This window comes from Bacillus sp. A015 (assembly GCF_053851875.1).
Genome location: NZ_JBSPZB010000017.1, coordinates 48,622 through 72,535 on the forward strand (window position 1 = coordinate 48,622; position 23,914 = coordinate 72,535).

Annotated in this window: 24 protein-coding genes and 1 riboswitch; of the genes, 17 read left to right on the forward strand and 7 right to left on the reverse strand. The window is 40.2% G+C overall.

Features of this window, described 5'->3' with window-relative positions; all coding sequences use genetic code 11:
• Nucleotides 1-225 precede the first annotated feature (225 nt).
• From ACSLGF_RS14045 to spxA, 8 genes are all read left to right on the forward strand, one after another.
• The gene (locus tag ACSLGF_RS14045; protein WP_456006451.1) at nt 226-1,863 is read left to right on the forward strand and encodes a peptide ABC transporter substrate-binding protein; all 1,638 of its coding nucleotides are present in this window, start codon (nt 226-228) and stop codon (nt 1,861-1,863) included.
• 115 nt (nt 1,864-1,978) lie between these two features.
• Complete coding sequence (locus tag ACSLGF_RS14050) at nt 1,979-2,923, forward strand: ABC transporter permease (protein WP_456006453.1); 945 nt, start codon at nt 1,979-1,981, stop codon at nt 2,921-2,923.
• A 3-nt stretch (nt 2,924-2,926) separates the two neighbouring features.
• Nucleotides 2,927-3,844 carry an ABC transporter permease gene (locus ACSLGF_RS14055; RefSeq protein WP_456006455.1) on the forward strand — a complete coding sequence of 306 codons (918 nt, stop codon included), beginning with the start codon at nt 2,927-2,929 and terminating at the stop codon, nt 3,842-3,844.
• Nucleotides 3,845-3,856: 12 nt separating this feature from the next.
• On the forward strand, nt 3,857-4,936 hold the full coding sequence (locus ACSLGF_RS14060; protein WP_456006458.1) for an ABC transporter ATP-binding protein: 1,080 nt from the start codon (nt 3,857-3,859) through the stop codon (nt 4,934-4,936).
• Between the two features lies 1 nt (nt 4,937).
• Nucleotides 4,938-5,855: an ABC transporter ATP-binding protein gene (locus ACSLGF_RS14065; RefSeq protein ID WP_456006461.1), complete on the forward strand. Its 918-nt coding sequence runs from the start codon at nt 4,938-4,940 to the stop codon at nt 5,853-5,855.
• Nucleotides 5,856-5,964: 109 nt separating this feature from the next.
• Nucleotides 5,965-6,144, forward strand: a complete 180-nt coding sequence (locus ACSLGF_RS14070; RefSeq protein WP_456006464.1) for a hypothetical protein — start codon at nt 5,965-5,967, stop codon at nt 6,142-6,144.
• Between the two features lie 244 nt (nt 6,145-6,388).
• Nucleotides 6,389-6,967, forward strand: a complete 579-nt coding sequence (locus tag ACSLGF_RS14075; RefSeq protein ID WP_099728262.1) for a GNAT family N-acetyltransferase — start codon at nt 6,389-6,391, stop codon at nt 6,965-6,967.
• Nucleotides 6,968-7,160: 193 nt separating this feature from the next.
• Nucleotides 7,161-7,556, forward strand: coding sequence for a transcriptional regulator SpxA (gene spxA, locus ACSLGF_RS14080; protein ID WP_003211421.1), 396 nt, complete (start codon nt 7,161-7,163; stop codon nt 7,554-7,556).
• Between the two features lie 39 nt (nt 7,557-7,595).
• Here spxA and ACSLGF_RS14085 read toward each other — a convergent pair whose 3' ends face one another.
• Nucleotides 7,596-8,261 carry a TerC family protein gene (locus tag ACSLGF_RS14085; protein ID WP_230030906.1) on the reverse strand — a complete coding sequence of 222 codons (666 nt, stop codon included), beginning with the start codon at nt 8,259-8,261 and terminating at the stop codon, nt 7,596-7,598.
• A 264-nt stretch (nt 8,262-8,525) separates the two neighbouring features.
• On the opposite strand from ACSLGF_RS14085, the gene mecA reads away from it, so the two are divergent.
• From mecA to pepF, 4 genes are all read left to right on the forward strand, one after another.
• Nucleotides 8,526-9,188 carry an adaptor protein MecA gene (gene mecA / locus ACSLGF_RS14090; RefSeq protein ID WP_456006467.1) on the forward strand — a complete coding sequence of 221 codons (663 nt, stop codon included), beginning with the start codon at nt 8,526-8,528 and terminating at the stop codon, nt 9,186-9,188.
• A gap of 86 nt (nt 9,189-9,274) precedes the next feature.
• Entirely contained in the window at nt 9,275-10,795 is a 1,521-nt protein-coding gene (gene cls, locus ACSLGF_RS14095; RefSeq protein WP_456006470.1) for a cardiolipin synthase, read from the forward strand.
• Nucleotides 10,796-10,972: 177 nt separating this feature from the next.
• Nucleotides 10,973-12,121, forward strand: coding sequence for a competence protein CoiA (locus tag ACSLGF_RS14100; RefSeq protein WP_456006528.1), 1,149 nt, complete (start codon nt 10,973-10,975; stop codon nt 12,119-12,121).
• 214 nt (nt 12,122-12,335) lie between these two features.
• Nucleotides 12,336-14,162 carry an oligoendopeptidase F gene (pepF, locus tag ACSLGF_RS14105; protein WP_456006472.1) on the forward strand — a complete coding sequence of 609 codons (1,827 nt, stop codon included), beginning with the start codon at nt 12,336-12,338 and terminating at the stop codon, nt 14,160-14,162.
• A gap of 302 nt (nt 14,163-14,464) precedes the next feature.
• Here pepF and ACSLGF_RS14110 read toward each other — a convergent pair whose 3' ends face one another.
• From ACSLGF_RS14110 to ACSLGF_RS14130, 5 genes are all read right to left on the reverse strand, one after another.
• Complete coding sequence (locus tag ACSLGF_RS14110; protein ID WP_187441334.1) at nt 14,465-14,638, reverse strand: hypothetical protein; 174 nt, start codon at nt 14,636-14,638, stop codon at nt 14,465-14,467.
• Between the two features lie 296 nt (nt 14,639-14,934).
• Nucleotides 14,935-15,846 (reverse strand): ClpXP adapter SpxH family protein, encoded by a 912-nt coding sequence (locus ACSLGF_RS14115; protein ID WP_456006475.1) that lies wholly within the window; start codon nt 15,844-15,846, stop codon nt 14,935-14,937.
• On the reverse strand, nt 15,843-16,241 hold the full coding sequence (locus ACSLGF_RS14120; RefSeq protein ID WP_008355333.1) for a globin domain-containing protein: 399 nt from the start codon (nt 16,239-16,241) through the stop codon (nt 15,843-15,845). Before ACSLGF_RS14120 ends, ACSLGF_RS14115 begins: the two co-directional genes overlap by 4 nt.
• A 277-nt stretch (nt 16,242-16,518) precedes the next feature.
• On the reverse strand, nt 16,519-17,283 hold the full coding sequence (locus ACSLGF_RS14125) for a lytic transglycosylase domain-containing protein (protein WP_456006477.1): 765 nt from the start codon (nt 17,281-17,283) through the stop codon (nt 16,519-16,521).
• A gap of 21 nt (nt 17,284-17,304) precedes the next feature.
• Complete coding sequence (locus ACSLGF_RS14130; protein ID WP_456006479.1) at nt 17,305-17,883, reverse strand: CYTH domain-containing protein; 579 nt, start codon at nt 17,881-17,883, stop codon at nt 17,305-17,307.
• 235 nt (nt 17,884-18,118) lie between these two features.
• Here ACSLGF_RS14130 and ACSLGF_RS14135 point away from each other — a divergent pair, with 235 nt between their 5' ends.
• The 4 genes from ACSLGF_RS14135 to ACSLGF_RS14150 all read left to right on the forward strand — a co-directional run bounded on the left by ACSLGF_RS14135 (nt 18,119) and on the right by ACSLGF_RS14150 (nt 20,924).
• Nucleotides 18,119-18,484, forward strand: a complete 366-nt coding sequence (locus ACSLGF_RS14135; RefSeq protein WP_456006481.1) for a UPF0738 family protein — start codon at nt 18,119-18,121, stop codon at nt 18,482-18,484.
• A gap of 33 nt (nt 18,485-18,517) precedes the next feature.
• Complete coding sequence (locus tag ACSLGF_RS14140) at nt 18,518-19,147, forward strand: GTP pyrophosphokinase (protein WP_099727579.1); 630 nt, start codon at nt 18,518-18,520, stop codon at nt 19,145-19,147.
• A gap of 65 nt (nt 19,148-19,212) precedes the next feature.
• On the forward strand, nt 19,213-20,013 hold the full coding sequence (locus ACSLGF_RS14145) for an NAD kinase (protein WP_008355343.1): 801 nt from the start codon (nt 19,213-19,215) through the stop codon (nt 20,011-20,013).
• Between the two features lie 17 nt (nt 20,014-20,030).
• Nucleotides 20,031-20,924 carry an RluA family pseudouridine synthase gene (locus ACSLGF_RS14150; protein WP_456006531.1) on the forward strand — a complete coding sequence of 298 codons (894 nt, stop codon included), beginning with the start codon at nt 20,031-20,033 and terminating at the stop codon, nt 20,922-20,924.
• 41 nt (nt 20,925-20,965) lie between these two features.
• Here ACSLGF_RS14150 and prpE read toward each other — a convergent pair whose 3' ends face one another.
• Nucleotides 20,966-21,709, reverse strand: a complete 744-nt coding sequence (prpE, locus tag ACSLGF_RS14155) for a bis(5'-nucleosyl)-tetraphosphatase PrpE (RefSeq protein WP_456006484.1) — start codon at nt 21,707-21,709, stop codon at nt 20,966-20,968.
• 162 nt (nt 21,710-21,871) lie between these two features.
• Between prpE and ACSLGF_RS14160 the strand changes: the two genes are divergently transcribed.
• Nucleotides 21,872-23,719 carry a monovalent cation:proton antiporter family protein gene (locus ACSLGF_RS14160; protein WP_456006486.1) on the forward strand — a complete coding sequence of 616 codons (1,848 nt, stop codon included), beginning with the start codon at nt 21,872-21,874 and terminating at the stop codon, nt 23,717-23,719.
• Nucleotides 23,720-23,772: 53 nt separating this feature from the next.
• Nucleotides 23,773-23,882: riboswitch (TPP riboswitch) on the forward strand.
• Nucleotides 23,883-23,914 lie beyond the last annotated feature (32 nt).

Sequence of the window (23,914 nt, forward strand, 5' to 3'; positions counted from 1 at the left end):
CGTTTTTTAAAAATATGTGAAATTGATATTGCAATAAATTATTCTATTCATTATAATGAATTTGTTCACACGTTTGTGCTAGGCTCTTTACATAGTGAAAATTCAGAAAAAACAAAAGAAATAGAAAGTAAGTTATTTAAGGACTTTTTTACGCTATTTCTTAAATCTGAATCTCATCTTCTAACGAGACCTTTGAACTAAAACATATTATAAGGGGGAATACAGTTGAAAAAGCGTTGGTCTGTTGTTACTTTAATGCTTATTTTCACACTTGTATTAAGCGCTTGTGGTTTCAGCGGAAACAAATCAGGCGACAGCACGAGCAGTTCTGGAGAGGCTAAAACAACATTAAATGTGAATATCTCCACTGAGCCTTTTTCTCTACATCCGGGATTGGCAAATGATTCAACTTCAGGAAGTGTCATCCGTCAGACTTTTGAGGGATTAACAAGAATTAACGCTGAAGGTAAGCCAGAAAATGCGATGGCTTCTGATATCAAAACAAGTGCTGATGGTAAAACATACACATTCACACTTCGTGATGCAAAATGGTCTAATGGTGACCCTGTCACAGCAAAAGATTTCGAATATGCTTGGAAATGGGCATTAGATCCTAAAAATGAATCTCAATATGCTTACCAGCTTTACTATATTAAAGGTGCTGAAGCAGCTAACAAAGGGAAAGCGAAAGTTGCTGATGTTGGCATTAAAGCAAAAGACGACAAAACGCTTGTAGTTGAGCTAGAGAACCCAACACCGTTCTTTACTGAACTAACTGCATTCTATACGTATATGCCAGTCAACAAAAAAGTGGCTGAAAAGAATAAAAACTGGTACACAAATGCTGGTGAAAACTACGTATCTAACGGACCATTCGTTCTTTCTAAATGGAAACATGGCGGTTCTATCACGCTTGAAAAGAACAATGAATACTGGGATAAAGATACTGTAAAACTGAAAAAGATTAACATGTCTATGATCAAAGATACAAACACTGAGCTAAGCATGTTCAAAAAAGGCGAGCTTGACTGGGCTGGTTCTCCTACTGGAAACCTTCCAACTGAGTCTCTAAAATCATTGAAAAATGAGGGCAATCTTAAGATCCAAACGATTGCAGGTGTTTATAACTATAAATTCAACACTGAAGTAAAACCTTTAAACAATGCAAACATCCGTAAGGCCCTTGCATACTCAATCAACCGTCAAGCGATCGTTGACAAGATTACGCAAGGTGAACAAGTACCAGCAATGGCAATCGTTCCTCCAACAATGGAAGGATTCACTGATAACAAAACTGGCTATTTCAAAGACCACGATGTAGCAACTGCTAAAGAATTTCTTAAAAAAGGTGTGAAAGAATTAGGTTATAAGTCAGTTTCTGATCTTCCAACATTGAAATTGTCTTACAACACGGATGAAGCCCACCAAAAGATTGCACAAGCAATTCAGGAAATGTGGAAAAAAGATTTAGGCGTGAAAGTTGAACTTGATAACTCTGAGTGGAATGTTTATATCGATAAACTTCACAGTGGAGATTACCAAATTGGACGTATGGGCTGGTTAGGTGACTTCAACGACCCAGTGAACTTCCTTGAGCTTTACAAAGATAAAGACGGTGGAAACAACGACACTGGCTGGGAAAGCAAAGAGTACAAACAATTATTAAATGATTCTGCGAAAGAAACAGATAAAACGAAGCGTGAAGAAATGCTGAAAAAAGCAGAAGAAATTCTCATCAACGATATGCCTGTAGCACCAATCTACTTCTATACTCAGCTTTGGGTACAAGATCCAAAACTAAAAGGTGTCGTCGTATCTGGTCTTGGTGATGCTCAATACAAATGGGCACATTTCGAAAAGTAAGATTATAGTGTAAGAGATCTACGGCAAGGATCTTAAGGTATATGGAGGATGTCTCTCCATATACCTTTCTTGCTGATTAGAGAAATTGTTGTAAAATCATGGAGGTGCAATTCCGTTGCTTAAATATATCGGTAAGCGATTAATATATATTTTAATCACACTGTTTGTTATTGTAACTGCAACTTTCTTTCTCATGCAGGCAGCACCCGGTGGTCCATTCTCTGGAGAGAAGAAACTTCCTGCTGAAATTGAAGCAAACCTAAACGAGCACTACGGGTTGGACAAGCCTTTATTTGTTCAATATGTAAACTACTTAGGTTCAGTTGCAACATTAGATTTTGGTCCCTCATTTAAATATAAAGGACAAACCGTAAATGACTTAATCAGTTCTGGATTCCCCGTTTCCTTTACCCTCGGAATTGAGGCAATTCTCCTCGCATTAGCATTTGGTGTATTGTTTGGGGTCCTTGCAGCGCTCTATCATAATAAGTGGCAAGACTATACGATTGCCATTTTAACGATCTTTGGAATTTCTGTTCCAAGTTTCATTTTAGCGGCGCTACTACAATATGTATTCGCATCTGAGGCAAGCTTTTTAGCGATTTTCCCAGTTGCAGGGTGGGAGTCTTGGGCAAGCACCGTACTACCTTCTATTGCACTTTCCTTCATGCCAATGGCATTTATCGCTAGACTTTCACGGTCAAGTATGCTTGAAGTGCTAAACAGTGACTACATTAGAACGGCTAGAGCGAAAGGATTAACGAAATCAGCTGTTACGATCAAACACGCAATTCGAAACGCATTGTTACCTGTTATTACATACATGGGACCAATGGCAGCTTCAGTTTTAACAGGTAGTTTTGTCGTGGAGAAGATTTTTGGTATTCCTGGATTAGGCTCTCACTTTGTCACAAGTATTACAAACCGTGATTACACCGTCATCATGGGTGTCACAGTCTTCTACAGTATTATTCTATTAATCAGTATTCTAGTTGTTGACGTCCTCTACGGTATTATCGATCCTAGAATTAAACTGACGAAGGCGAAGAAAGGGGTCTAACACATGGAAGAGATGAGAAAAGATTTATTTGTGCCTGCGACGGCTGATGCAGCAGAGTCTGAAAAAATTTCTAAACCGAGTCTATCTTTATGGAAGGATGCCATGCTTCGCTTCCGTGCAAATAAACTTGCAATGGTTGGGCTTGCAATCATTTTTATTATTGTGATGCTGGCAATCTTCGTTCCGATGTTTTCTAAATATGATTACTCTACGACAGATTTGCTTAATGCAGACCAGCCGCCTTCAAAAGAGCACTGGTTCGGTACGGATGATTTAGGCCGAGACATGTTTGTTCGTACATGGGTAGGTGCAAGAATTTCGATCTTTATCGGTCTTGCTGCAGCTATTCTTGACGTGATCATCGGTATTATCTGGGGAAGTATTGCTGCATTCAAAGGCGGTCGTACGGACGAAGTGATGATGCGTATTGCAGACGTTTTATGGGCAATCCCAACACTATTAATGGTTATTTTAATGATGGTTGTTCTGCCAAAGGGATTATTAACGATTATCCTCGCCATGACCGTCGTAGGCTGGATTAACATGGCACGTATTGTTCGGGGACAAGTTTTACAATTGAAAAGCCAAGAGTACGTTCTTGCAGCACAAACATTAGGTGCGAAAACATCTAGACTTTTATTTAAACACTTGATTCCAAACTCAATGGGACCGATTCTTGTGACGATGACACTAACAATTCCTTCTGCTATTTTCACGGAGGCATTCTTGAGCTATCTAGGGCTTGGTGTACCGGCTCCATTAGCTAGTTGGGGAACAATGGCGTCTGACGGAATTCCGGCTATGACGTACTATCCGTGGAGATTATGGTTCCCAGCCGTATTTATTTGTATTACAATGTTTGGTTTTAACGTGGTTGGAGACGGACTAAGAGACGCTTTAGATCCGAAGTTGCGTAAATAAGGAGTGATGAGGATGGAACGTGAACGTATTCTAGAGGTGAAAGACCTTGCAATCTCATTTAAAACATATGGTGGAGAGGTTCAAGCCATTCGTGGTGTGAACTTCCACTTAAATAAAGGCGAGACACTTGCTATTGTAGGTGAATCTGGCTCTGGTAAAAGTGTGACATCACAGGCCATCATGAGATTAATTCCGATGCCGCCAGGTTATTTCAAGCGCGGACAGATTCTGTTTGATGGGCAAGATATTGTCAAGAAAACCGAAAAACAAATGCAAACCATTCGCGGAAAAGACATTTCGATGATCTTCCAGGATCCGATGACTTCTCTGAACCCAACCATGAAGGTCGGGAAACAAATTACAGAAGTGCTATTCAAGCACGAGCAAATTTCAAAAGAAGCGGCTGAAAAAAGAGCCATTGAACTATTGGATCTCGTTGGGATTCCAATGCCTGAAAAAAGAATCAAGCAATATCCGCACGAATTTAGTGGCGGGATGAGACAAAGGGTAGTCATTGCGATGGCACTCGCAGCAGATCCAAAGCTATTGATTGCCGATGAGCCAACGACTGCACTTGATGTAACGATTCAGGCGCAAATTTTAGAATTAATGAAAGAAATTCAGCAAAAGGTTGAAACATCGATTATCTTTATTACCCACGATTTAGGTGTTGTTGCCAATGTCGCAGATCGTGTAGCTGTCATGTATGCAGGACAGATTGTGGAGACAGGGACTGTCGATGAAATTTTCTACAATCCGAAACATCCGTATACATGGGGACTTTTAGCATCAATGCCAAGTTTAGATACAGATGGCGGGGATGAAGGGAAGCTGACGGCTATCCCAGGAACACCGCCAGATCTGACAAACCCGCCGAAAGGAGATGCATTTGCACTCCGAAGCGATTATGCAATGAAAATTGACTTTGAACAAGAACCGCCAATGTTCAAAGTATCCGATACGCATTATGTGAAATCATGGCTACTTCATCCGAATGCACCTAAAGTTGAACCGCCTGCTGCTGTAAAGGCGAGAATGCGTGAACTAGAAGGTAGCTACGAAAAACCTGTATTAGTAAAAGAGGGTGAATAGCATGGCAGAAAAACTGGTAGAAATTAAAAATTTGAAGCAGCATTTCCATACAGCAAGAGGAACAGTGAAAGCAGTTGACGGTGTCTCATTTGATATTTATAAAGGTGAAACACTTGGACTTGTAGGTGAATCTGGATGTGGTAAATCCACAACCGGCCGTTCCATCATTAGACTTTATGATGCAACTGATGGCGAGGTTCTTTATAAAGGAGAGAGCGTACACGGGAAGAAATCAAGACAAAAAATGCTTGAATTCAACCGACAAATGCAGATGATCTTCCAAGATCCGTATGCCTCACTTAACCCTAGAATGACAGTCCTTGATATCATTGCAGAGGGCATAGACATTCATGGCCTTGCGAAATCAAAGCAAGCGCGGAAAGAACGTGTGTACAAATTGCTTGAAACAGTTGGCTTGAACAAAGAGCATGCGAACAGATATCCACATGAATTTTCAGGTGGTCAAAGACAGCGAATTGGAATTGCTCGTGCATTAGCAGTTGAGCCAGACTTTATCATTGCTGATGAACCAATCTCTGCACTAGATGTGTCCATCCAAGCGCAGGTCGTCAACTTAATGAAAGAACTGCAAGAAGAAAAAGGCTTAACGTATTTATTCATTGCGCATGACCTTTCCATGGTGAAATACATTAGCGATCGTATCGGTGTGATGTATTTTGGGAAATTGGTTGAGCTCGCACCAGCGAATGAATTATACGAAAACCCGCTTCATCCATATACGAAATCATTGCTATCTGCGATTCCGCTTCCAGATCCTGATTACGAGCGTAACCGCAAGCGAATTAAGTATGATCCATCCGTTCATAAAGGGACGAACACTGAGTTCCGTGAAGTGAAGCCAGGCCACTTTGTGAGCTGCACAGAGGAAGAGTTCAAAGAGCTCCAGGCTAAACAATAAGATAAGAACAGAGAAGAAGCACTGCTAGGTCAGTGCTTCTTTTTTTATTTTACAAACAATATTATGGTAATTTTCGAATAACAGAGAGAGAAGTCTAGGAGGAAATAAGATGTCAAGATGGAAGGCTTTTCGCTATTCATTACTTCATTTTCTGATCGTATTCATGCTTTTCTCAACGTCATTTTTGGCGGAACGAAACGGAGGACAATGGTTGCTCGCGTTTATGGTGCTCATTGGCAGCATTTCGTTTTCGGTGGAATATATGCTTTACCGTCATACAAACAACTAGAAGCCAGAAGCACGGCGCATGAAGTATCTTTATTTCATCATGTTTCAAATCGCGATGACACTCACTCTGTTTGTTTGCTTTCACATGCTCATGAATAGGTCGATATAAAACTTTTTTTGTATTGTTTGAAAAAAAGTGAAACCACCTAATACTTTTTAGCGTCTTACTAGTACAGGCGTTTAAATAGCAGGAAATCGGGAATATATAAGGAAGTGGTTCTCACTATATCATAAGGAGCGGATCCATGAATTGGTATGAAAAGCTCAGTGAATACTTCCCGATAGAAGAAATGAAGTCAAAAGAGCATATGGAAGCTTTATTAAAGGAAAGAAGTGAAATTTATCATAAGGAAGAAGGGCCTCATCATGTGATGATGTACGCTGAATTTGATTCTTTCATCTTTATTGATTATTTATTTGTTTCCAAAGATGCAAGAGGTGAAGGCCTCGGCTCAAAGCTCATTCATAAGTTGAAGGAAAAAAAGAAACCGATCTTGCTTGAGGTCGAGCCTGTAGATGAAGATGATGCAGATACTGCAAAACGCCTAAAGTTTTACCAAAGAGAGCACTTCAAGCATGCTGAATCAATCGGTTATAAACGCAGGTCACTTGCAACCAATGAAGTGAACCGCATGGAAATCCTTTATTGGTCGCCTCTTACAGATAATGAGGAAGAAATGATGGAGGCCATGAGGAAGACATATGAAAGAATCCATACGTATAAAGATGAAGAATGGTATGGACAATCGTATGAGGATGTTGATGATGTGTTGAAGGTCATTGAAAATAAAAAACAAAAAAATATTTTCGATCATCTCGACTAAATGAGAATGTTCAGACATCAAGCATCACTACAAAAAGAATGAAATTGTCTAGTTTTTGTCACAAAAATTGCAAGAAAATCTGTTCACACTTACTTTTTTATAGTATAATCACTATAAAGATTACTTATTTAGAACAATTTTAATTTAAGAATACAGATCAATATTCATTCTACAAATTGAGGAGTGAAGATTTATGGTAACATTATACACATCACCAAGCTGTACATCATGTAGAAAAGCAAGAGCGTGGTTAGAAGAGCACAATATTCCATATCAAGAGAGAAACATTTTTTCTGAGCCTCTTTCAATCGATGAAATCAAAGAAATTCTTCGAATGACAGAAGACGGTACAGATGAAATCATCTCAACACGTTCTAAAGTATTCCAAAAGCTAAATGTGAATGTGGAGACAATGCCGCTTCAACAATTGTATAAACTGATCAATGAGCATCCTGGTCTTTTAAGACGTCCAATTATTTTGGATGAAAAAAGATTACAAGTTGGGTACAACGAAGATGAAATTAGACGTTTCCTTCCAAGAACGGTTCGTACATTCCAACTGAGAGAAGCTCAGCGACTTGCTAACTAATAGAAAAGCGAAAAGCTGCCGATCATCTGGCAGCTTTTTTTATTTGTTTTCAGCCGTTTGTTCGTAAAATAGGCTGGCTAAAATGACAGTTGCGACTGTTAAAAATGGAAGTAAAAATTCAAGGGTTGCATGCTGAGCCATAAATTCATTCAATTTCACATCACGGACAATCATTTCACCGCCAGTAAAAGCTAAAAGGGCACTTCCCCCGTATAAGAGAAACGGAAATTTGGTTAATGCTGTATGAATGAGTTTACTTCCCCAAATAATAATAGGCACTGAAATCATTAAGCCAAAAGCGGTGAGAACCATGTTGCCTTTTGCCGCTCCTGCTACTGCGATCACATTATCAAGCGACATAAACAGATCCGCAATCACAATGGTTTGAACCGCACGCCAAAGGGAGCCGCTGCTTTTAATCCGAATCGATTCTTTCTTTTGTTCAATTAACAAATTGTATCCTATATAAAGAAGAAAGAGCCCGCCGATAAATTGCAAATAGGGGATGGTCAATAAATAAACTGCTGCACCTGTCATCGTAATTCTCATCAGCACTGCCAAAAGTGTGCCGATCCATATAGCCTTATTGCGTTTATCATTTGATAAGCTTCGACTGGCCATCGCAATGATGAGCGCATTATCTCCGCCTAAAATCAGGTCTATGCCAATAATCATCAGTAAGGATACGATCCACTCTGTTTCCATCCAGTTCACCTCACGTCACTAATAGAGCTCGTACAACCAATATATGAGGACAATTCAAATATATGTTTCTGCAAGTTTTCTCTGCAAAAAATGCGTTTTTATTTCTTTTATTCATGTTTTATCATAAAATAGACAGTACAAAGCAATACCTCAAGTCTTTAAACGGTTAACATATAGACGGAACGGGTAAAGTGTAGTAAAGTACTATTAATTGGGAGCTTGTATGTCCCTTCAACATCTTATATAGAAGGGAAGGTTGGCAAAATGGAAATCGAAAGAATAAATGAACATACAGTGAAATTTTATATTTCCTATGGTGATATTGAAGATCGCGGTTTTGACCGTGAAGAGATTTGGTATAATCGTGAGCGCAGTGAAGAGCTGTTCTGGGAAGTAATGGACGAAGTGCACGAAGAAGAAGAGTTTGCAGTAGAGGGACCGCTTTGGATTCAAGTACAGGCCCTTGATAAAGGTCTTGAAATTGTCGTGACAAAAGCCCAACTTTCTAAAGATGGACAAAAGCTCGAATTGCCGATTCCAGAAGATAAAAAAGATCAAACAGAAGAAAGCCTAGATGCACTGCTTGATGATTTTCATAAAGAAGAGCAGGATCAAGAAGAACATAATGAGAAGGACAAAAAACTTCAACTTCAATTCGTATTGAAAATGGATGACTTTGAAGATTTGATTGCACTTTCTCAATTAAATATGCAGGATTTTACCACAAGTTTATATTCGTTTGAAAACCGTTATTATCTATATGTTGACTTCCACGAGGATTTGTCAGATGAGCAAGTGGAGAATAAGCTCAGCATTCTGCTTGAATACGCCCATGAATCAGTGGTCAGCATCTACAGACTACAAGAATACGGTCAGCTGATTATCAAAGGGAATGCCCTTGAAACGATTCAACAGCACTTCTCGTAAACAACAAAAAGTCGATTTCTATAGAGGAATCGGCTTTTTTATCTGAATGAATAGTTAAACAAAGAGATCGGCAAGGAGAAAATGAAATGAGAAATTTAGTTAAGGTTCTATTTTTTCTTATCATTACGATAAGTGCTTATTTGATTATCCAAATTTTTGCCGGTGATCTAGCGGTAAGTGTACTCAGTTCCGTCAGTGTTCTCTTTACTTTATCGATTATCTTCATCGGATTTGTCATTTTCTTAGAGAACCGAAACCCGTCTCAAACGATTACATGGCTTGTCCTGCTTGGCAGCTTTCCGTTATTCGGATTTTTGTTCTATATTTTCTTTGGACGTAATATTAAAAAGCGCCGGCTGTTTGAAAAGAAAGCGATGCTAGATGAGCAGTTAATCCAGGAAGAAGAACGCATTCACAGAGAAGCAATTGAAAAAATGACACATATGGGTGACCATCAGCAGCTTTTATTTAAGCTGGCCCATAGACTTGGACATACCCCCATTACGTATCGAACGTCCTCTAAAGTCCTAACCAATGGAGAAGAAACGTTCTCTCATATTTTTGAAGAGATCAAAAAGGCAAAACATCACATTCACTTAGAATATTATATTCTCCGCCACGATGACCTTGGTCAAGAATTAAAGGACATTTTAATTGAAAAAGCGAAAAATGGCGTCATTGTCCGTTTTTTATATGACGATGTAGGCAGCTTAAAGCTCTCTCGTCAATATATTGCTGACCTAGAAAAGGCTGGCGTTCAGATCGTTCCGTTTTTACCAGTAAGACTGCCCTTATTAAATAATAAAATCAACTTCCGAAATCACCGAAAAATCGTGGTGATTGATGGAGAAGTAGGATTTGTCGGCGGTCTTAACATTGGGGACGAATATATGGGCAGAAGCAGGCAATATGGATTTTGGCGTGATACGCACCTGATGATTAAAGGTGAGGCCGTTCGCGATTTGCAGCAAATTTTTATGCAGGATTGGTATTATATGACCAATGAAAGATGCTCAGGCGTGGACTATTTTAAAGATTTTAGCCATATTGAAAGTACAACAGAAGGCGTCCAAATGATTGCCGGCGGACCTGATAAACAGTGGGAGGTCATTAAAAATCTCTTTTTCTCCATGATCATCTCAGCTAAAAAGTCAATTTGGATCGCTTCACCGTATTTTGTACCTGATGATGATATATTGTCAGCGTTGAAAATTGCTTCTTTGAGTGGAGTAGATGTACGGATTATTGCACCGAAGAATCCAGATAAACGCATCGTCTTCCATGCGTCTCGTTCATACTTCCCGGAGCTTCTTGAAGCAGGGGCGAAGGTGTATGAATATGATCAAGGCTTTATGCATAGTAAGTTTATTATTGTAGATAGTGAGCTGGCTTCGATTGGGACGGCCAACATGGATATGAGAAGCTTTCATTTGAACTTTGAAGTGAATGCCTTCCTCTATAAAACGAAAAGCACAGAGAAGCTGGTCAATGACTTCTTAGGTGATTTAGAGCAGTCGCATGAAATTGTCCTAGAAGAATTTGCAAAGAGACCTTTGAGAGTGAGGCTGTTTGAATCTACCGCAAGATTATTATCACCACTTTTATAAAGATTGTATTTCCCCCATTTTCTAAAAGGGGGATTTTTAATTTTAACGAGGAAAAGCTCGGTGAAATCATGTTTTGAAACGATAAAAGTCCATTTTCGATATTCGCTTCCCCTGATGAGAACAAGCTATAATATGGTCATCAAAGAGCAAGGGGCGAAATGAATGAACGCAGCGATCATGGATAATGGGAAGCTTATACGAATTACATATCATCTAACGAAAAGTCGGCTAGAGCATGTAAGGGCTACGTGCAAATTTTATTGTCCTGAATGCAGGCAGGAGGTGCAATTAAAGTTAGGCGAGCATCGTGTCTATCATTTTGCACATAAACAGCTGACAGCATGTCCGTTAGCTGCTTCAGGCGAAACGGTTTATCATCAGGCGGGGAAGGCAGCCATCAAGGATTGGCTCACTAGGCTTGGACATGAACCGGTGCTGGAGAAGTATATTTCAAAGGTTCAGCAGCGCCCTGATGTGACTGTCGCTATAGGAGATGCAGGCTATGCGATCGAATTTCAGTGTGCGAATATTTCGCAGCAAGAGCTGCGGAAAAGAACAGAAGGTCTCCGTGCAGCAGGGCTCTTTCCTATATGGATCATAGGTGCAAATCGTTTAAAACGAAAATCTACCCAGCTCTTTTCTTTCTCCTCCATTCATTGGGGAATCTTAAGGCAAACGAAGAAAAGGAGACTGATTTTTTACTGTCCGATCCAGCAAATGTTCCTCCATCTTGATCAAATCCTCGTGTTTCAGCCAACGAAAATATGTGCCACAATGACCGTCAGACCGCCTTCAGCATATCGTCAACTTTCGGCGCTTCTATCTCCTTCTTTGAGCAAGCGTCCATTAAACAAGCAATGGCTTAGGTGTATACAGCAATTTAGGCAGAGGCCTCCTGGCATTTTATCAAATGAAAGTAAGCGTTTGAGAAACATTTTTTATGAGCATCACCAAACGGCATTTCCGTTTTTGCCATCTGAATTATTTATTCCGCTGACAGAAGCGTATATCTTTACAAGTCCCGTTTATGTCTGGCAGGGATGTCTTTATGATTGGATGGTTAGAAAAAGAGGAAGAGGGCCAGTGACCATTCAACACCTAATAAAAGAAATCTATCGGTGTGTGCAGGCAAAAGAAGTGAAGCTCCGATATGCAGGTGTCTCAATAGAAGAAGTCAAAGAGGTGATCACCGCATATGTAAAGGTACTTGTCTGCCAAGGGTTTTTACACATGACGAAAGAGGGTAATTATGAAGTAACGTCAAATCAAATGCCAATACGAACAATAGATGAAGTGTTAAAACGAGATGCTTTCTTATTTCATTAGCATGTTTCATGCCCGCTTTGATCATGATAAGAAAAAGGTGGTGCTGCTATTGAATAGAAAGAAACGCTTTTTTCTCATTTTTTTAGCCTGTTTGGTATTTATTTCTGCATATGATTTGACAAATATAGTTCAAAACAAAGAAGATAAATACAACACCAATTTCTTTCACTTTCCGAAAGGTTGGTTTAACACAACTCATGCAAGGGGGATTCATATGACTTCACAAAGCAAAAACAACCATTTACCAGACAGAAGCGAAGTAAAAGAAGAAAACAAATGGCGTCTTGAAGATATTTTTGAAAGCGTCGATTCATGGAACAAGGAATTCGAAGCTGTAAAAAAAGAAATTCCTAAGCTAGCCCATTTTAAAGGCAAGCTGGCTCATTCTGCTGACGTCCTGTATGAAGCCCTCACATTTCAGGATCAACTTTCTGAAAAGCTTGGCAAGCTTTATACATATGCGCACATGAAATACGATGAAGATACAACAAACTCATCATTTCAGGCATTAAATGATAAAGCGTCCAATTTATTTACACAGCTGTCTAGTACATCTGCTTATATTGTTCCTGAGATTTTATCGATTCAAGAAGATAAACTGCAGCAATTTATTCTGGAAAAAGAAGAATTAAAACTTTATTCTCACGCTCTCGAAGAAATTAACAAAGAGCGCCCACATATTTTAAGTGAGGAGCAAGAAGCTTTATTAGCTGAGGCCTCTGAACCTCTCTCATCTTCATCCACTACTTTTAGTATGTTTAACAATGCCGATATTTCGTTCCCTTCTGTAAAGGATGAGAATGGGGAAGATAAGAAAATTACCCACGGCAACTTCATCACATTTTTAAACAGTGATGATCGTGAAGTGAGAAAGAATGCCTTCAAAGCTGTGTATAAAACATATGATCAGTATAAGAATACACTTGCTTCTACACTGAGCGGTTCGATTAAAAAAGATAATTTTTATGCGAAAGTACGAAATTACAAATCCGCAAGAGAAGCAGCACTATCAAGAAATAGCATTCCAGAAGAAGTGTATGACAATCTCATTGATACAGTTCATCAATACTTACCGTTATTACACCGTTATATTGAATTACGTAAAAAGGTATTAAAGCTTGATGAAGTGCACAATTATGACTTGTATACACCACTTGTAAAAGATGCTGGCATGAAGTTAACCTACGATGAAGCAAAGGATTATATGCTGAAAGGGTTAGCGCCATTAGGAGAAGAATATGTGTCCGTGTTAAAAGAAGGACTCAACAATCGCTGGGTAGACGTTTATGAGAATAAAGGGAAACGAAGCGGTGCGTATTCATCAGGAAGCTATGGTACCAATCCATATATTTTAATGAACTGGCAAAATAATATTGATAATTTATTTACACTGGCTCATGAATTTGGGCACTCTGTCCATAGCTACTATACAAGAAAGCACCAGCCTTATCCGTATGGAAACTACAGTATTTTTGTAGCTGAAGTGGCTTCCACAACAAATGAAGCGTTACTAGGCGAATACCTGCTAAATCATTTAGAGGATAAAAAGCAGCGTTTGTATGTGTTAAATCACTTGTTAGAAGGGTTTAGAGGAACGGTATTCAGACAAACGATGTTTGCTGAGTTTGAGCATCTTATTCATGTGAAAGCGCAAGAAGGAGAGGCATTAACGCCAGAGTTCATGACGAACCTTTATTACGACCTGAATAAGAAATATTTTGGCGACGGCATGGTTGTTGATAAGGAAATCGGATTAGAATGGACGAGAATCCCTCATTTCTATTACAACTATTATGTGTACCAATATGCGACAGGCTATAGTGCGGCGCAGGCACTAAGCAAGCAAATATTAGCAGAAGGTAAACCTGCGGTGGAGCGTTATACAGAATTCCTTAAAGCAGGAAGCTCTGATTACCCAATCAATGTGCTGAAAAAAGCAGGTGTTGATATGGCATCTAAGGAACCAATTGAAGCAGCTTGTCAATTGTTCGAGGAAAAACTCAAAGAAATGGAAGAACTCATCTCCAAAACGGGTGAGTAATGAAAAGACTTCTGTCAGACGTGTGAGTGCAAGCTCATCTTTTGACAGGAGTTTTTTTCTGATCATAAAAAAGACCTCTTCTCATGACGAGGGATTGTTGACAAAGGGCTAAAATGATCTTCATTTTAGCCCTTTGTCTTCTTTTCAGCGTGATAGAAAACCTTTGAAGTCTAGGAAGGACGAGTACCGGAGCGGAGCGAATTTGACATTCGTGAGCACCGGCACGCAGGACTGACACCGAATGCGAGGGTTTGTCTACACGCTAAGACCTCTTCTCATGACGAGGTCGTTCTTGCAAATCATCAACCTTTAAATCCTTTAAAGGTCTTACGGTGGTTCATACGATAGAGCGTAAAGAGAATGGAAGCAAATAAGAGCGGAGACGTCAGATAAAGAGGCAGCATTTTCATTAAGCCTAATATATTTAAAAAGAAACATAAGCCAATGGCAACAAGTCCAATGGTTGTGCTGCGCATGCAAATCCCTCCATTTTTTCGTTACTTTCACTATATGAAAGTGACAACCCTCTTATGTTTTGTGACAAAAATATGAACATATAGCATATTGGTTGTCATAAGTCGACAAAATTTGATATACTACAGATGTGAAATTAATCACATACAAACATTACCCCTTTGTTTGACCGTGAAAAATTTCTCCCATCCCCTTTGTTGTCGTTAAGACATAGTGAAACCGCGCTTATCCCGGCGCGGTTTCTTCGTGTTAAAAAATAGAACAAGCGTTCGTATGTGAGGTAAAGAAAAAACACGGGTCAGCACCCATGTTCATTCTCACAGCGGTAGACGTCAAGATCTGAATGGTTTTCATCTTCTTTATAGCGCCAAAACATTTCTTGATGTACTTGTACACGTTCTACCTTTTTAGCGAAAGCCAGCTTCTTCATTTCTCGTTCAACTTCTTCAAGCGTCAGGTCATATACTACGGCAATCTCTTTTGCAGAGGCAAATTGAAAGTAAGCAATAAACCATTCAATCGGAGGTCGTTCTGAAGGTGTAGGTTTTTCACCAATCATTTCAAAGAGAATTTCCTCGTATATATCATAAGAGTAAGCACCTGAAATCTTTAATCCTTCATCTCCGTTAACCGTATTAAAAAACGCGAAGGTAGGAAGCTCAGATACGTCCATCTCAGCTGCGATTTTCATATCACATTGTAATGCTTTGACAGCACTTTGAGAATGGATATCCCGCTGGAACTCCTCAATGTCCAGTCCGGCACTTTTTGCATTTTCCAGCAAGACATGTTCACTTGTGACATCTTGCTGATGACAAAAAAGGGATTCTTGAATGAGACGTAAAAATTTCATTCCGCATTTTCTGCCTTGAAGCTCAGCTGCTTTTAGTGCGAGCGAGGCGAGATAAGGTGATGTCACAATTTGTTCAGACAACATTTGTTCTTTTTTGGTCTGAGTTTTGGTGGCAAATTTCCCCCATGCTTCTGTCAGCAAATGCTTTTTTCTTTTCCGGTTCAATGCATTAATACTCGAACTTGCGACCGTTCGTAAAGTGAAGAAACGGCCATACTTCATCTTCAATTTTTTAATTGATGGCTCCAATAACCAGCAGTCTGGGCTGAGAGGATCAATGAATACATAGATTTCAATCGGCTTTTGAGGATGTCCGTGACAGTGTGAGAAATATTGATCGTGCTGATTGCAGTTCAAGATCGTCCGTCCTTTTCCGGTGTTTGATTGACCATATGACGAGCCGTCAGAGAAAGCCGCTCAAATAAAAAGTCACGAATATCGCCGGTTAGTCCTACTTGATCCATTGCATCCTCCATGCATTCAAGCCATGCGTCAGCCCGCTCCTCAGTAATCGGAAAAGGGAGATGTCTCGCCCGCAGCATGGGGTGACCATGCTCCTCTGTATAAAGCGGGGGTCCGCCTAAATATTGAGTTAGAAACTGTTTTTGTTTTCTTGCAGTTTCTTTTAAGTCATCCGGGAAAATAGGATGAAGCAAGGGATGACACTTTACATTTTCATAAAAAGTATCAACAAGTTGCGATAGAAGTTCCTCTCCAACCGCTTCGTAAGGTGCGTTAAACGATTGTACCATGTTGACTACTCCTTTTACTCGTAGCTAATAGGATGGCTCACCCTATTGCGAATTTCATTTATTTCAAAAGTGATATTCAGTTTGTTCTATTTTATTGTTTCTATTCTTGTATACTTATTTTAACAACCTCAACTCAATTCCACAAACAAACCGCTTTGGCCTATTTGAAATACAGAGAGAGAGGGGTTCCGTGATCAATTGACCATATCATAACACATTCAGTCAAAAAAGGGTGAAAAGCGACATACAAAAAACCGAAGAGGTTATTCTCTTCGGTTTAGGCATAATATTGAGCTGTGATTTTCTTTACATAATTTTGTGTCTCTTTAAAGGGGGGAATGCCTCCGTATTTATCTACATTTCCTGAGCCTGCGTTATAAGCAGCTAAGGCGAGTGAGACATTTCCATTATATTTCTGAAGCATTTGTTTTAAATACTTCGTTCCGCCTTCAATGTTTTGGGCCGCATCAAAGGCATTGCTCACGCCAAGTGATTTAGCAGTAGACGGCATGAGCTGCATGAGTCCAAGCGCACCTGCATGGCTGACAGCATTCGTACGATAGCCGGATTCTTGCTTGATCACCGCGTGAATCAGCTTCTCTGGAACGCCGTGCTTTTGAGCCATTTGTGATACGATCTGATTCATCTCTTTTGATGAACCGCTTGAGACCGCTTTTTGAAGCGGCGGCGTATAGCTGTTGTTTACGACGTTTCCAATGCCATTCGCCGTATTTAATTGAGCGTCATCTGCATATAAAGACTGAGCTTGAAGCTGTTCACTGCCGCCGATGGCAGATAGGTATGGATTCGAACGCGCATATTGCGTGTTCGGAGCTGTTGATGGGTCCGTTCCCATAAAAGCAGAGATTGAGAGCGGGAGACGTGATAGTTCTGATCCGCCTAAAAAATCTTGCAACAGCGACTGGAATGAAGCTTGAGCACTCGATTCTTGACCAGTCGGCATTTGCGATTGCCCGTTATCCGATTGTAACGTTTTGAGCGCTTGAAGCTGCATAAAGGATTGAAGTTGATTGACGTTCATCATGTTCCTCCTTCAAGGAATTCATCTATTCTGTGTTTTCATTTTCTCTTCATAAAAACGAACCACTTTGTTTTTCGTGTTTCGTGCTGGGATCTGAAATTGACGGAGCAGTGCGGAGAATGCGGCTTGTCCGATTTCTAAGTCACTCACTTCAAATTCAAGTTCATAGTCCTCTACTGTTAAATATCGGCTGTGATCCAAAACAATTAAGCCTTCTTCAATCATTTTTTCTGCTCTTGATGTTTCAAGCGAACCAAAATACACAATTTGATCCCTTTGAATGTTCAGGCGGTCTAACCGGTCTGACACCTCACCTTCTGGCAGCTCAAAATCGTCAAGGCAAGTGGGAGGAGCTATCGTTTGGTGGGTTTCGAGCAAGCCTATCTCATGTGGTTCTTTTAACGTGAGGACCCACTGACCGTCTTTTTCTCTCATTCTTAATGCAGCAAATTGAGATTTTATATCAAATTGAGGTGTATCAAAGTAATAGTTGGTTTGAGTGCGGAAATCCGCATCCTTCAATTGAAAATATTGTTTTAGCTGTTCAAATTCTTCTTTCATTAATAATTGCTTTAGTTCGATTTCAATTTCCTGTGCCATTTTGACATCAACCTTTCATTTAGAGGAAATATTCATATTGTACATGATGTGTGTTCTCTATGTAAAAGTCTGTTTTTTTTTAATTAGTCCTTTAACATGTGCGAACATTTAGGCTGAATGGTGTGAAATGATCATATAAAAGAAGAAAACGGCATTTTCGCAAAAAAGTTCGGTTTATCAATATTGAACTTGATATGATAAAATAAAGCTGTACTTTGTTGTAAAGGAGATCATGATGCAAAACAGAAATGAAATCACAGAAGCAATTTTAAAAGAAGACAGGCTGATTTTGACGATCCAGTCAGAGGAGCAAATTCAAAAAGCAAAAGCATCAGGACAAATGCTTGTTGATTCTGATCACTTTGCGTTCGTTTACATACTCGAAACCGAGGAGTCTTTTATGTATCTTATTTTAGGGGAACATACATGGGCTCCAATAAAAGAAGCAATGAATCTTGACATCCCTGTCTATTTGGCGGCGGAAGAACAATCGTTAGAACTCATTCAACTTCATCAGGAATTAAACTATTTAATCGACAATATTAAAGACAATGCCAATTACGGAGATATGGAAGAGAAAGTGAAGAGCACATTCCTCTGAAATAATTAGGTATTTGGAATTGGGGGAAATTTCATGGACAAAAAACAATGGGATCAATTCCTCGCACCGTATAAACAAGCAGTCGAAGAATTAAAAGTGAAACTAAAAGGCATTCGAAAGCTGTATGAATTTGAGGATGACCATTCACCAGTAGAATTTGTCACAGGCCGAGTGAAACCCGTTGCCAGCATATTAGAAAAGGCAAAACGTAAAAACATCCCGATGCATGAGATTGAAACAATGCAGGATATTGCTGGGCTTCGCATTATGTGTCAGTTTGTAGAAGATATACAAGTTGTGAAAAAAATGCTCCAGTCACGAAAAGACTTTGTGGTTGTAGATAAACGCGACTATATTGCGGAACATAAAGAAAGCGGATACCGCTCGTACCACCTTGTTGTGTTATATCCGCTGCAAACAGTCAACGGAGAGAAGCAGCTCCTTGTCGAAATCCAAATTCGTACGCTTGCTATGAACTTTTGGGCGACCATCGAGCATTCTCTGAATTATAAATATAGCGGGAATATCCCAGAGAAGGTCAAACTGCGCCTTCAAAGAGCTTCTGAGGCAGCATCTCTTCTTGATGATGAGATGTCTGAAATCAGAGGGGAAATTCAAGAAGCACAAGTGGCATTTTCCCGGAAAAAGAAAAACGATAGCTGAGCCTAAGGTTGATCAAATATGATGCTGCCCTCTCATAGCAGCAAGGTGGAAAAGGAGAAGAATTCATGAAATTTGCAGTTTCTTCGAAAGGGAATTCTGTATCTGACACACTCAAAAATAAAATTCAGACCTACTTATTGGATTTTGGAATGGAATTAAATGAAGAGGAACCGGATCTTGTCATTACTGTTGGAGGAGACGGAACCCTTTTATATGCCTTTCACCGCTATAGCAACCGCCTGAATGAAACAGCTTTTGTTGGTGTTCATACAGGTCATCTTGGTTTTTATGCTGATTGGGTGCCAAGTGAAATCGAAAAGCTTGTCCTAGCGATTGCCAAAACGCCTTATCATATTGTGGAATATCCGATTCTTGAAGTCATCGTCAGATACAACGACGGCGGCCGGGAAGAGAAATATTTAGCAATGAATGAATGTACAATTAAAAGTATGGAAGGTACGCTTGTGGCAGATGTTGAAATTAGGGGGCAGCTTTTTGAAACTTTCAGAGGTGACGGTCTTTGTTTGTCTACGCCATCTGGCAGTACGGCCTATAATAAAGCACTTGGGGGTGCGATTATTCACCCTTCCATTAGAGCCATTCAGCTGGCAGAAATGGCCTCAATCAACAACAGAGTATTCCGGACGGTCGGTTCACCGCTGATTTTGCCAGACCACCATACTTGTGTGATCAAACCAATTAATGATGTTGATTTTCAGGTAACAATTGATCATTTGTCGCTGCTTCATAAAGATGTTAAATCTATTCAATGCCGGGTGGCAGACGAGAATGTTCGTTTTGCCCGATTTAGACCATTTCCGTTTTGGAAAAGGGTGCAAGATTCCTTTATCGGAAAAGGAGAATAAGAAAGAGGTCGTTCTCGCTGGAATACTTTACGTTAACCAAAACCATGACAGCCAAAGAAAAGGGGCTGCTCTTAAAGGACTATTTAATTGATCTTGGCATTTCGAAAAGAATGCTGACTGATATTAAATTTGATGGCGGTGATCTGTTGATTAATGGAGAGCATGTCACCGTGAGATACGAGCTGCACGAGGGAGACAGGCTCACCATTTTATTTCCTGAGGAAAAAGTGAGTGAAGGGCTAAAACCAGCCCCGATTCCGCTGGATATTATATTTGAGGATGAGCATGTGCTTGTGCTGAATAAAAAGCCATATATCCCATCCATTCCTTCTAGAGAGCACCCTGAGCACAGCATTGCGAATGGTCTGCTTTACCATTATGCCGAGCAGTCTGTTCGGCTGACGGTTCATTTGGTGAGCCGTCTTGATCGTGATACATCTGGTGTGATGCTTGTCGCCAAACATCGCTTTGCCCACAGCCTTTTATCAAAAGCGCAAAAAAAAGGGGAAGTCAAGCGAACATACAGAGCTTTTACACAAGGCATAATTGCACAAAAGCACGGGACCGTTCGTGCAAAAATTGCCCGAAAAGGGGATAGTATCATTGAACGCATGGTCGATGAGGCTGGCCAGGAGGCAGTGACGCATTATACAGTGCGACAGGTAGACGCTGATTTGAACATGTCGGATGTGTCTCTTGTACTTGAAACTGGAAGAACACATCAAATTCGTGTGCACATGCAATATCTTGGTCATCCGCTCATCGGTGATACGCTGTATGGCGGAACGAGCGAGCGGTTAGACCGGCAGGCGCTCCATAGTGAAACACTTGCCTTTCCTCATCCGATGACAGGTGAGCAAATGACATTTTTGGCTCCATTGCCAGCTGACATGAAGGCATTGCTTCTTTAAACAATGAAAACCCGGTCACCTGCAAAGCAGGGCCGGGTTTTTTATGATGTGAAATGCTGGAACCTAGAATCATCATAAGGCATAGATGAAGGGACAGAGACAGTTTCAAGCTCAGGATATTGAAGAGCCGACAGCTGATTTCCAAAAACGCAGCCTGTATCAATATTGACTGTTCTGCCAACGAATCGAGGTTCTTTCACTGGTGTATGACCGTAAACAATCCACGGTTTCCCTTCATATTCCTTTGCCCAATCCTTCCGCACAGGCCGTCCATCTGGCCAAGTTTCTCCTGTGACAGCGCCAAATAATAGATAGGATCGCATCTGTTTATCCGGCTTCTTTCCAATATCCTTTTCCTTCATCGCTGCGTGTGCAATGATCAGCTCATCTGGAATCAGCACATCATAAAGCGGAGCCTTCTCAAATAACTGTTTAAATTCATGTGATAATTTGTTTTTTTCATGAAGCGGCAGTTTTTTTATTTCGTTCACTGTTGTTTCAATGCCATGCAGTAATTTAACGGGATTTCCTTTCAAATAGCGATAAAGCTTAAAGCAATGGTTTCCAGGCACGTAACGGATCGCTTCATTTGAATAGGCATGTATGACAAATTGCATCACGTCTACTGATTGAGGGCCTCGATCTGTTAAATCACCGACAAGTGCTAGCGTTCTCTTATCAGGATGGACGGGTAATCCATGTTTGAGTTCGTATCCTAGTTTGTATATGAGGGTAAGCAGCTCTTCGTAGCAGCCGTGGATATCACCAATGATATCGAATTTCATAAGGTTTCCTCCTGATCTTTCTCATCCATTCATCGGGTATAAAGAAATTTGAATTTTAGAAAATATAACGAATGACTTTCATTTCATTTAGGCAATTGTTAGAATCAATGCTTTAACGTAAGTCTTAAAAGATTAAATATCAATGTTAGGAGGCTTTAGCCAATGGAGCATACATCTGTTTCATCACTCGTTGTCGTTATTATTGTAGCCTTTTTCACCCCCATTTTATTGCACCGATTTAAGTTGACCATTCCGGTCGTTGTCGCTGAAATTATCATGGGGCTCATCATTGGAAAAAGCGGGTTTCAACTGGTTGTCGAACATGATGCATGGCTAGATACGTTATCCATGCTCGGTTTTATTTTTCTGATGTTTTTAAGTGGACTTGAAATAGATTTTTCTTCTTTTGAATCAAAGAAGAAAGCACGAGAACTTCCAAATGGTTTAAAAGAACCAAATACGTTTAAAGCAGCCATCATTATTTTTCTTGGGGTATTTTGTATTTCCTTTATCCTGTCCTATGCGTTTGTACTTGCAGGGTTTATTCAAAATGCCTTTTTAATGACGCTCATCATTTCCACCATCTCATTAGGTGTAGTGGTTCCAACCTTAAAAGAGGAAAAGTTGATGAAGACGAATATTGGTCAAATCATTCTGCTTGTGGCCGTCATTGCTGATTTGGTGACGATGATTTTACTTGCTGTGTTTTCCTCCATTTATGGCGATGGAACAGGGAACATGTGGCTTCTGCTATTATTATTTGCAGCAGGCATTCTTCTTTATTTATTTGGCCGAGTATTTAAGACAAAATCCATTTTTCAGTCCATGTCAAAAGGAACGGTGCAAATTGGGACAAGGGCAATCTTTACTCTCATTATAGTCTTAGTTGCCTTATCTGAATCACTCGGTGCTGAAAATATTCTTGGGGCGTTTTTAGCAGGCGTGCTCGTGTCCCTTCTTTCGCCAAATAAAGAGCTTGTCCAGCAGCTGGACTCATTTGGTTACGGATTTTTAATCCCGATCTTTTTTGTGATGGTCGGTGTGGACTTGAATATATGGGCGCTGTTCAAGGACCCAACCATTATGATCATGATTCCGCTATTGTTTATTGCATTACTGCTTAGTAAGCTAATTCCAATTCTTTATTTGAAAAAATGGTATGACATGAAAAAAGTCATCGGCGCCGGCTTTTTATTAACATCGACGTTATCACTCGTCATTGCAGCTGCGACGATTGGGGAGCGGCTCGGTGTCATTGATCATAAAATGTCAGGCGCACTGATTTTAGTCGCTGTGTTGACGAGTATTTTAACGCCTGTTTGGTTTAAAGCGCTGTTTAAAAAAGAACAAGAAGCGAATCAAAAAAAGCGTGTGACCTTTATTGGCGCAAACCAGCTGACGTTACCTGTGACACTTGACTTGCATCAGGATGAATATGACATCCGTATTTTGCATGTGTTTCAAGAAAATAAAGAAGCACTGCTTGCCGACTCGATCTTTGAAGTTGAAGCGATTGAAGAGTACGACGATGAGACGCTGAGAAAGGCAGGCATCGGCCGGGAGGATGTTCTAGTCGTAGCAACAGGCAGTGAGACGCAAAATAAGGAAATTGCTTTATTTGCCAAAGAAGAAGGGGCGAAACAAGTCATTGCAAGTGTTAACAAAGCTGATGCAGAGCTGACGCTGAAGGAAGCGGGCATTGATACTTTTTCTAATTTCCTATCATCTAAAACGGTGCTGAGAGCGTTAATTGAAGCACCTGATGCGATTCGATTGTTAACAAATGAGGATTCTTCTTTGTATCAAATTCAAATGAACAATCATCGGTATCATAATGTCATGCTGCGGGAATTCCCTTTTACCGGCGATTTGGTGTTTGTCCGTATTTTTAGAGGGGTAGACAGCTTAGTACCGCACGGTGATACGACGCTCAGAAGCGGAGACCGCGTGCTTGTGTCAGGCTCCCGGGAGTATGTAGCAGGACTTAGAGCCCAATTAGAGTTGCAATGAACCCTTGACCAATGAACAATTCCTGATTAAGATAGAGGTACAACATTATATGTTTGATCCACTAGGGGAGTCCTTTAAAAGGGCTGAGATAAAAGTGTCGACTTTTAGACCCTCATTACCTGAACAGGTTCATACCTGCGTAGGGAAGTGGTGCGGTTTTTGACTATGCTTTTGACAAACTCCAAGCCACTTTCC

Bases quoted from the DNA above. Each gene is read 5' to 3' on its own strand.
- ACSLGF_RS14055 (WP_456006455.1), top strand. From the start codon at position 2,927: ATGGAAGAGATGAGAAAAGATTTATTTGTGCCTGCGACGGCTGATGCA.
- ACSLGF_RS14060 (WP_456006458.1), top strand. From the start codon at position 3,857: ATGGAACGTGAACGTATTCTAGAGGTGAAAGACCTTGCAATCTCATTT.
- ACSLGF_RS14065 (WP_456006461.1), top strand. From the start codon at position 4,938: ATGGCAGAAAAACTGGTAGAAATTAAAAATTTGAAGCAGCATTTCCAT.
- ACSLGF_RS14070 (WP_456006464.1), top strand. From the start codon at position 5,965: ATGTCAAGATGGAAGGCTTTTCGCTATTCATTACTTCATTTTCTGATC.
- ACSLGF_RS14075 (WP_099728262.1), top strand. From the start codon at position 6,389: ATGAATTGGTATGAAAAGCTCAGTGAATACTTCCCGATAGAAGAAATG.
- spxA (WP_003211421.1), top strand. From the start codon at position 7,161: ATGGTAACATTATACACATCACCAAGCTGTACATCATGTAGAAAAGCA.
- ACSLGF_RS14085 (WP_230030906.1), bottom strand. From the start codon at position 8,261: ATGGAAACAGAGTGGATCGTATCCTTACTGATGATTATTGGCATAGAC.
- mecA (WP_456006467.1), top strand. From the start codon at position 8,526: ATGGAAATCGAAAGAATAAATGAACATACAGTGAAATTTTATATTTCC.
- cls (WP_456006470.1), top strand. From the start codon at position 9,275: ATGAGAAATTTAGTTAAGGTTCTATTTTTTCTTATCATTACGATAAGT.
- ACSLGF_RS14100 (WP_456006528.1), top strand. From the start codon at position 10,973: ATGGATAATGGGAAGCTTATACGAATTACATATCATCTAACGAAAAGT.
- pepF (WP_456006472.1), top strand. From the start codon at position 12,336: ATGACTTCACAAAGCAAAAACAACCATTTACCAGACAGAAGCGAAGTA.
- ACSLGF_RS14110 (WP_187441334.1), bottom strand. From the start codon at position 14,638: ATGCGCAGCACAACCATTGGACTTGTTGCCATTGGCTTATGTTTCTTT.
- ACSLGF_RS14120 (WP_008355333.1), bottom strand. From the start codon at position 16,241: ATGGTACAATCGTTTAACGCACCTTACGAAGCGGTTGGAGAGGAACTT.
- ACSLGF_RS14125 (WP_456006477.1), bottom strand. From the start codon at position 17,283: ATGAACGTCAATCAACTTCAATCCTTTATGCAGCTTCAAGCGCTCAAA.
- ACSLGF_RS14130 (WP_456006479.1), bottom strand. From the start codon at position 17,883: ATGGCACAGGAAATTGAAATCGAACTAAAGCAATTATTAATGAAAGAA.
- ACSLGF_RS14135 (WP_456006481.1), top strand. From the start codon at position 18,119: ATGCAAAACAGAAATGAAATCACAGAAGCAATTTTAAAAGAAGACAGG.
- ACSLGF_RS14140 (WP_099727579.1), top strand. From the start codon at position 18,518: ATGGACAAAAAACAATGGGATCAATTCCTCGCACCGTATAAACAAGCA.
- ACSLGF_RS14145 (WP_008355343.1), top strand. From the start codon at position 19,213: ATGAAATTTGCAGTTTCTTCGAAAGGGAATTCTGTATCTGACACACTC.
- prpE (WP_456006484.1), bottom strand. From the start codon at position 21,709: ATGAAATTCGATATCATTGGTGATATCCACGGCTGCTACGAAGAGCTG.
- ACSLGF_RS14160 (WP_456006486.1), top strand. From the start codon at position 21,872: ATGGAGCATACATCTGTTTCATCACTCGTTGTCGTTATTATTGTAGCC.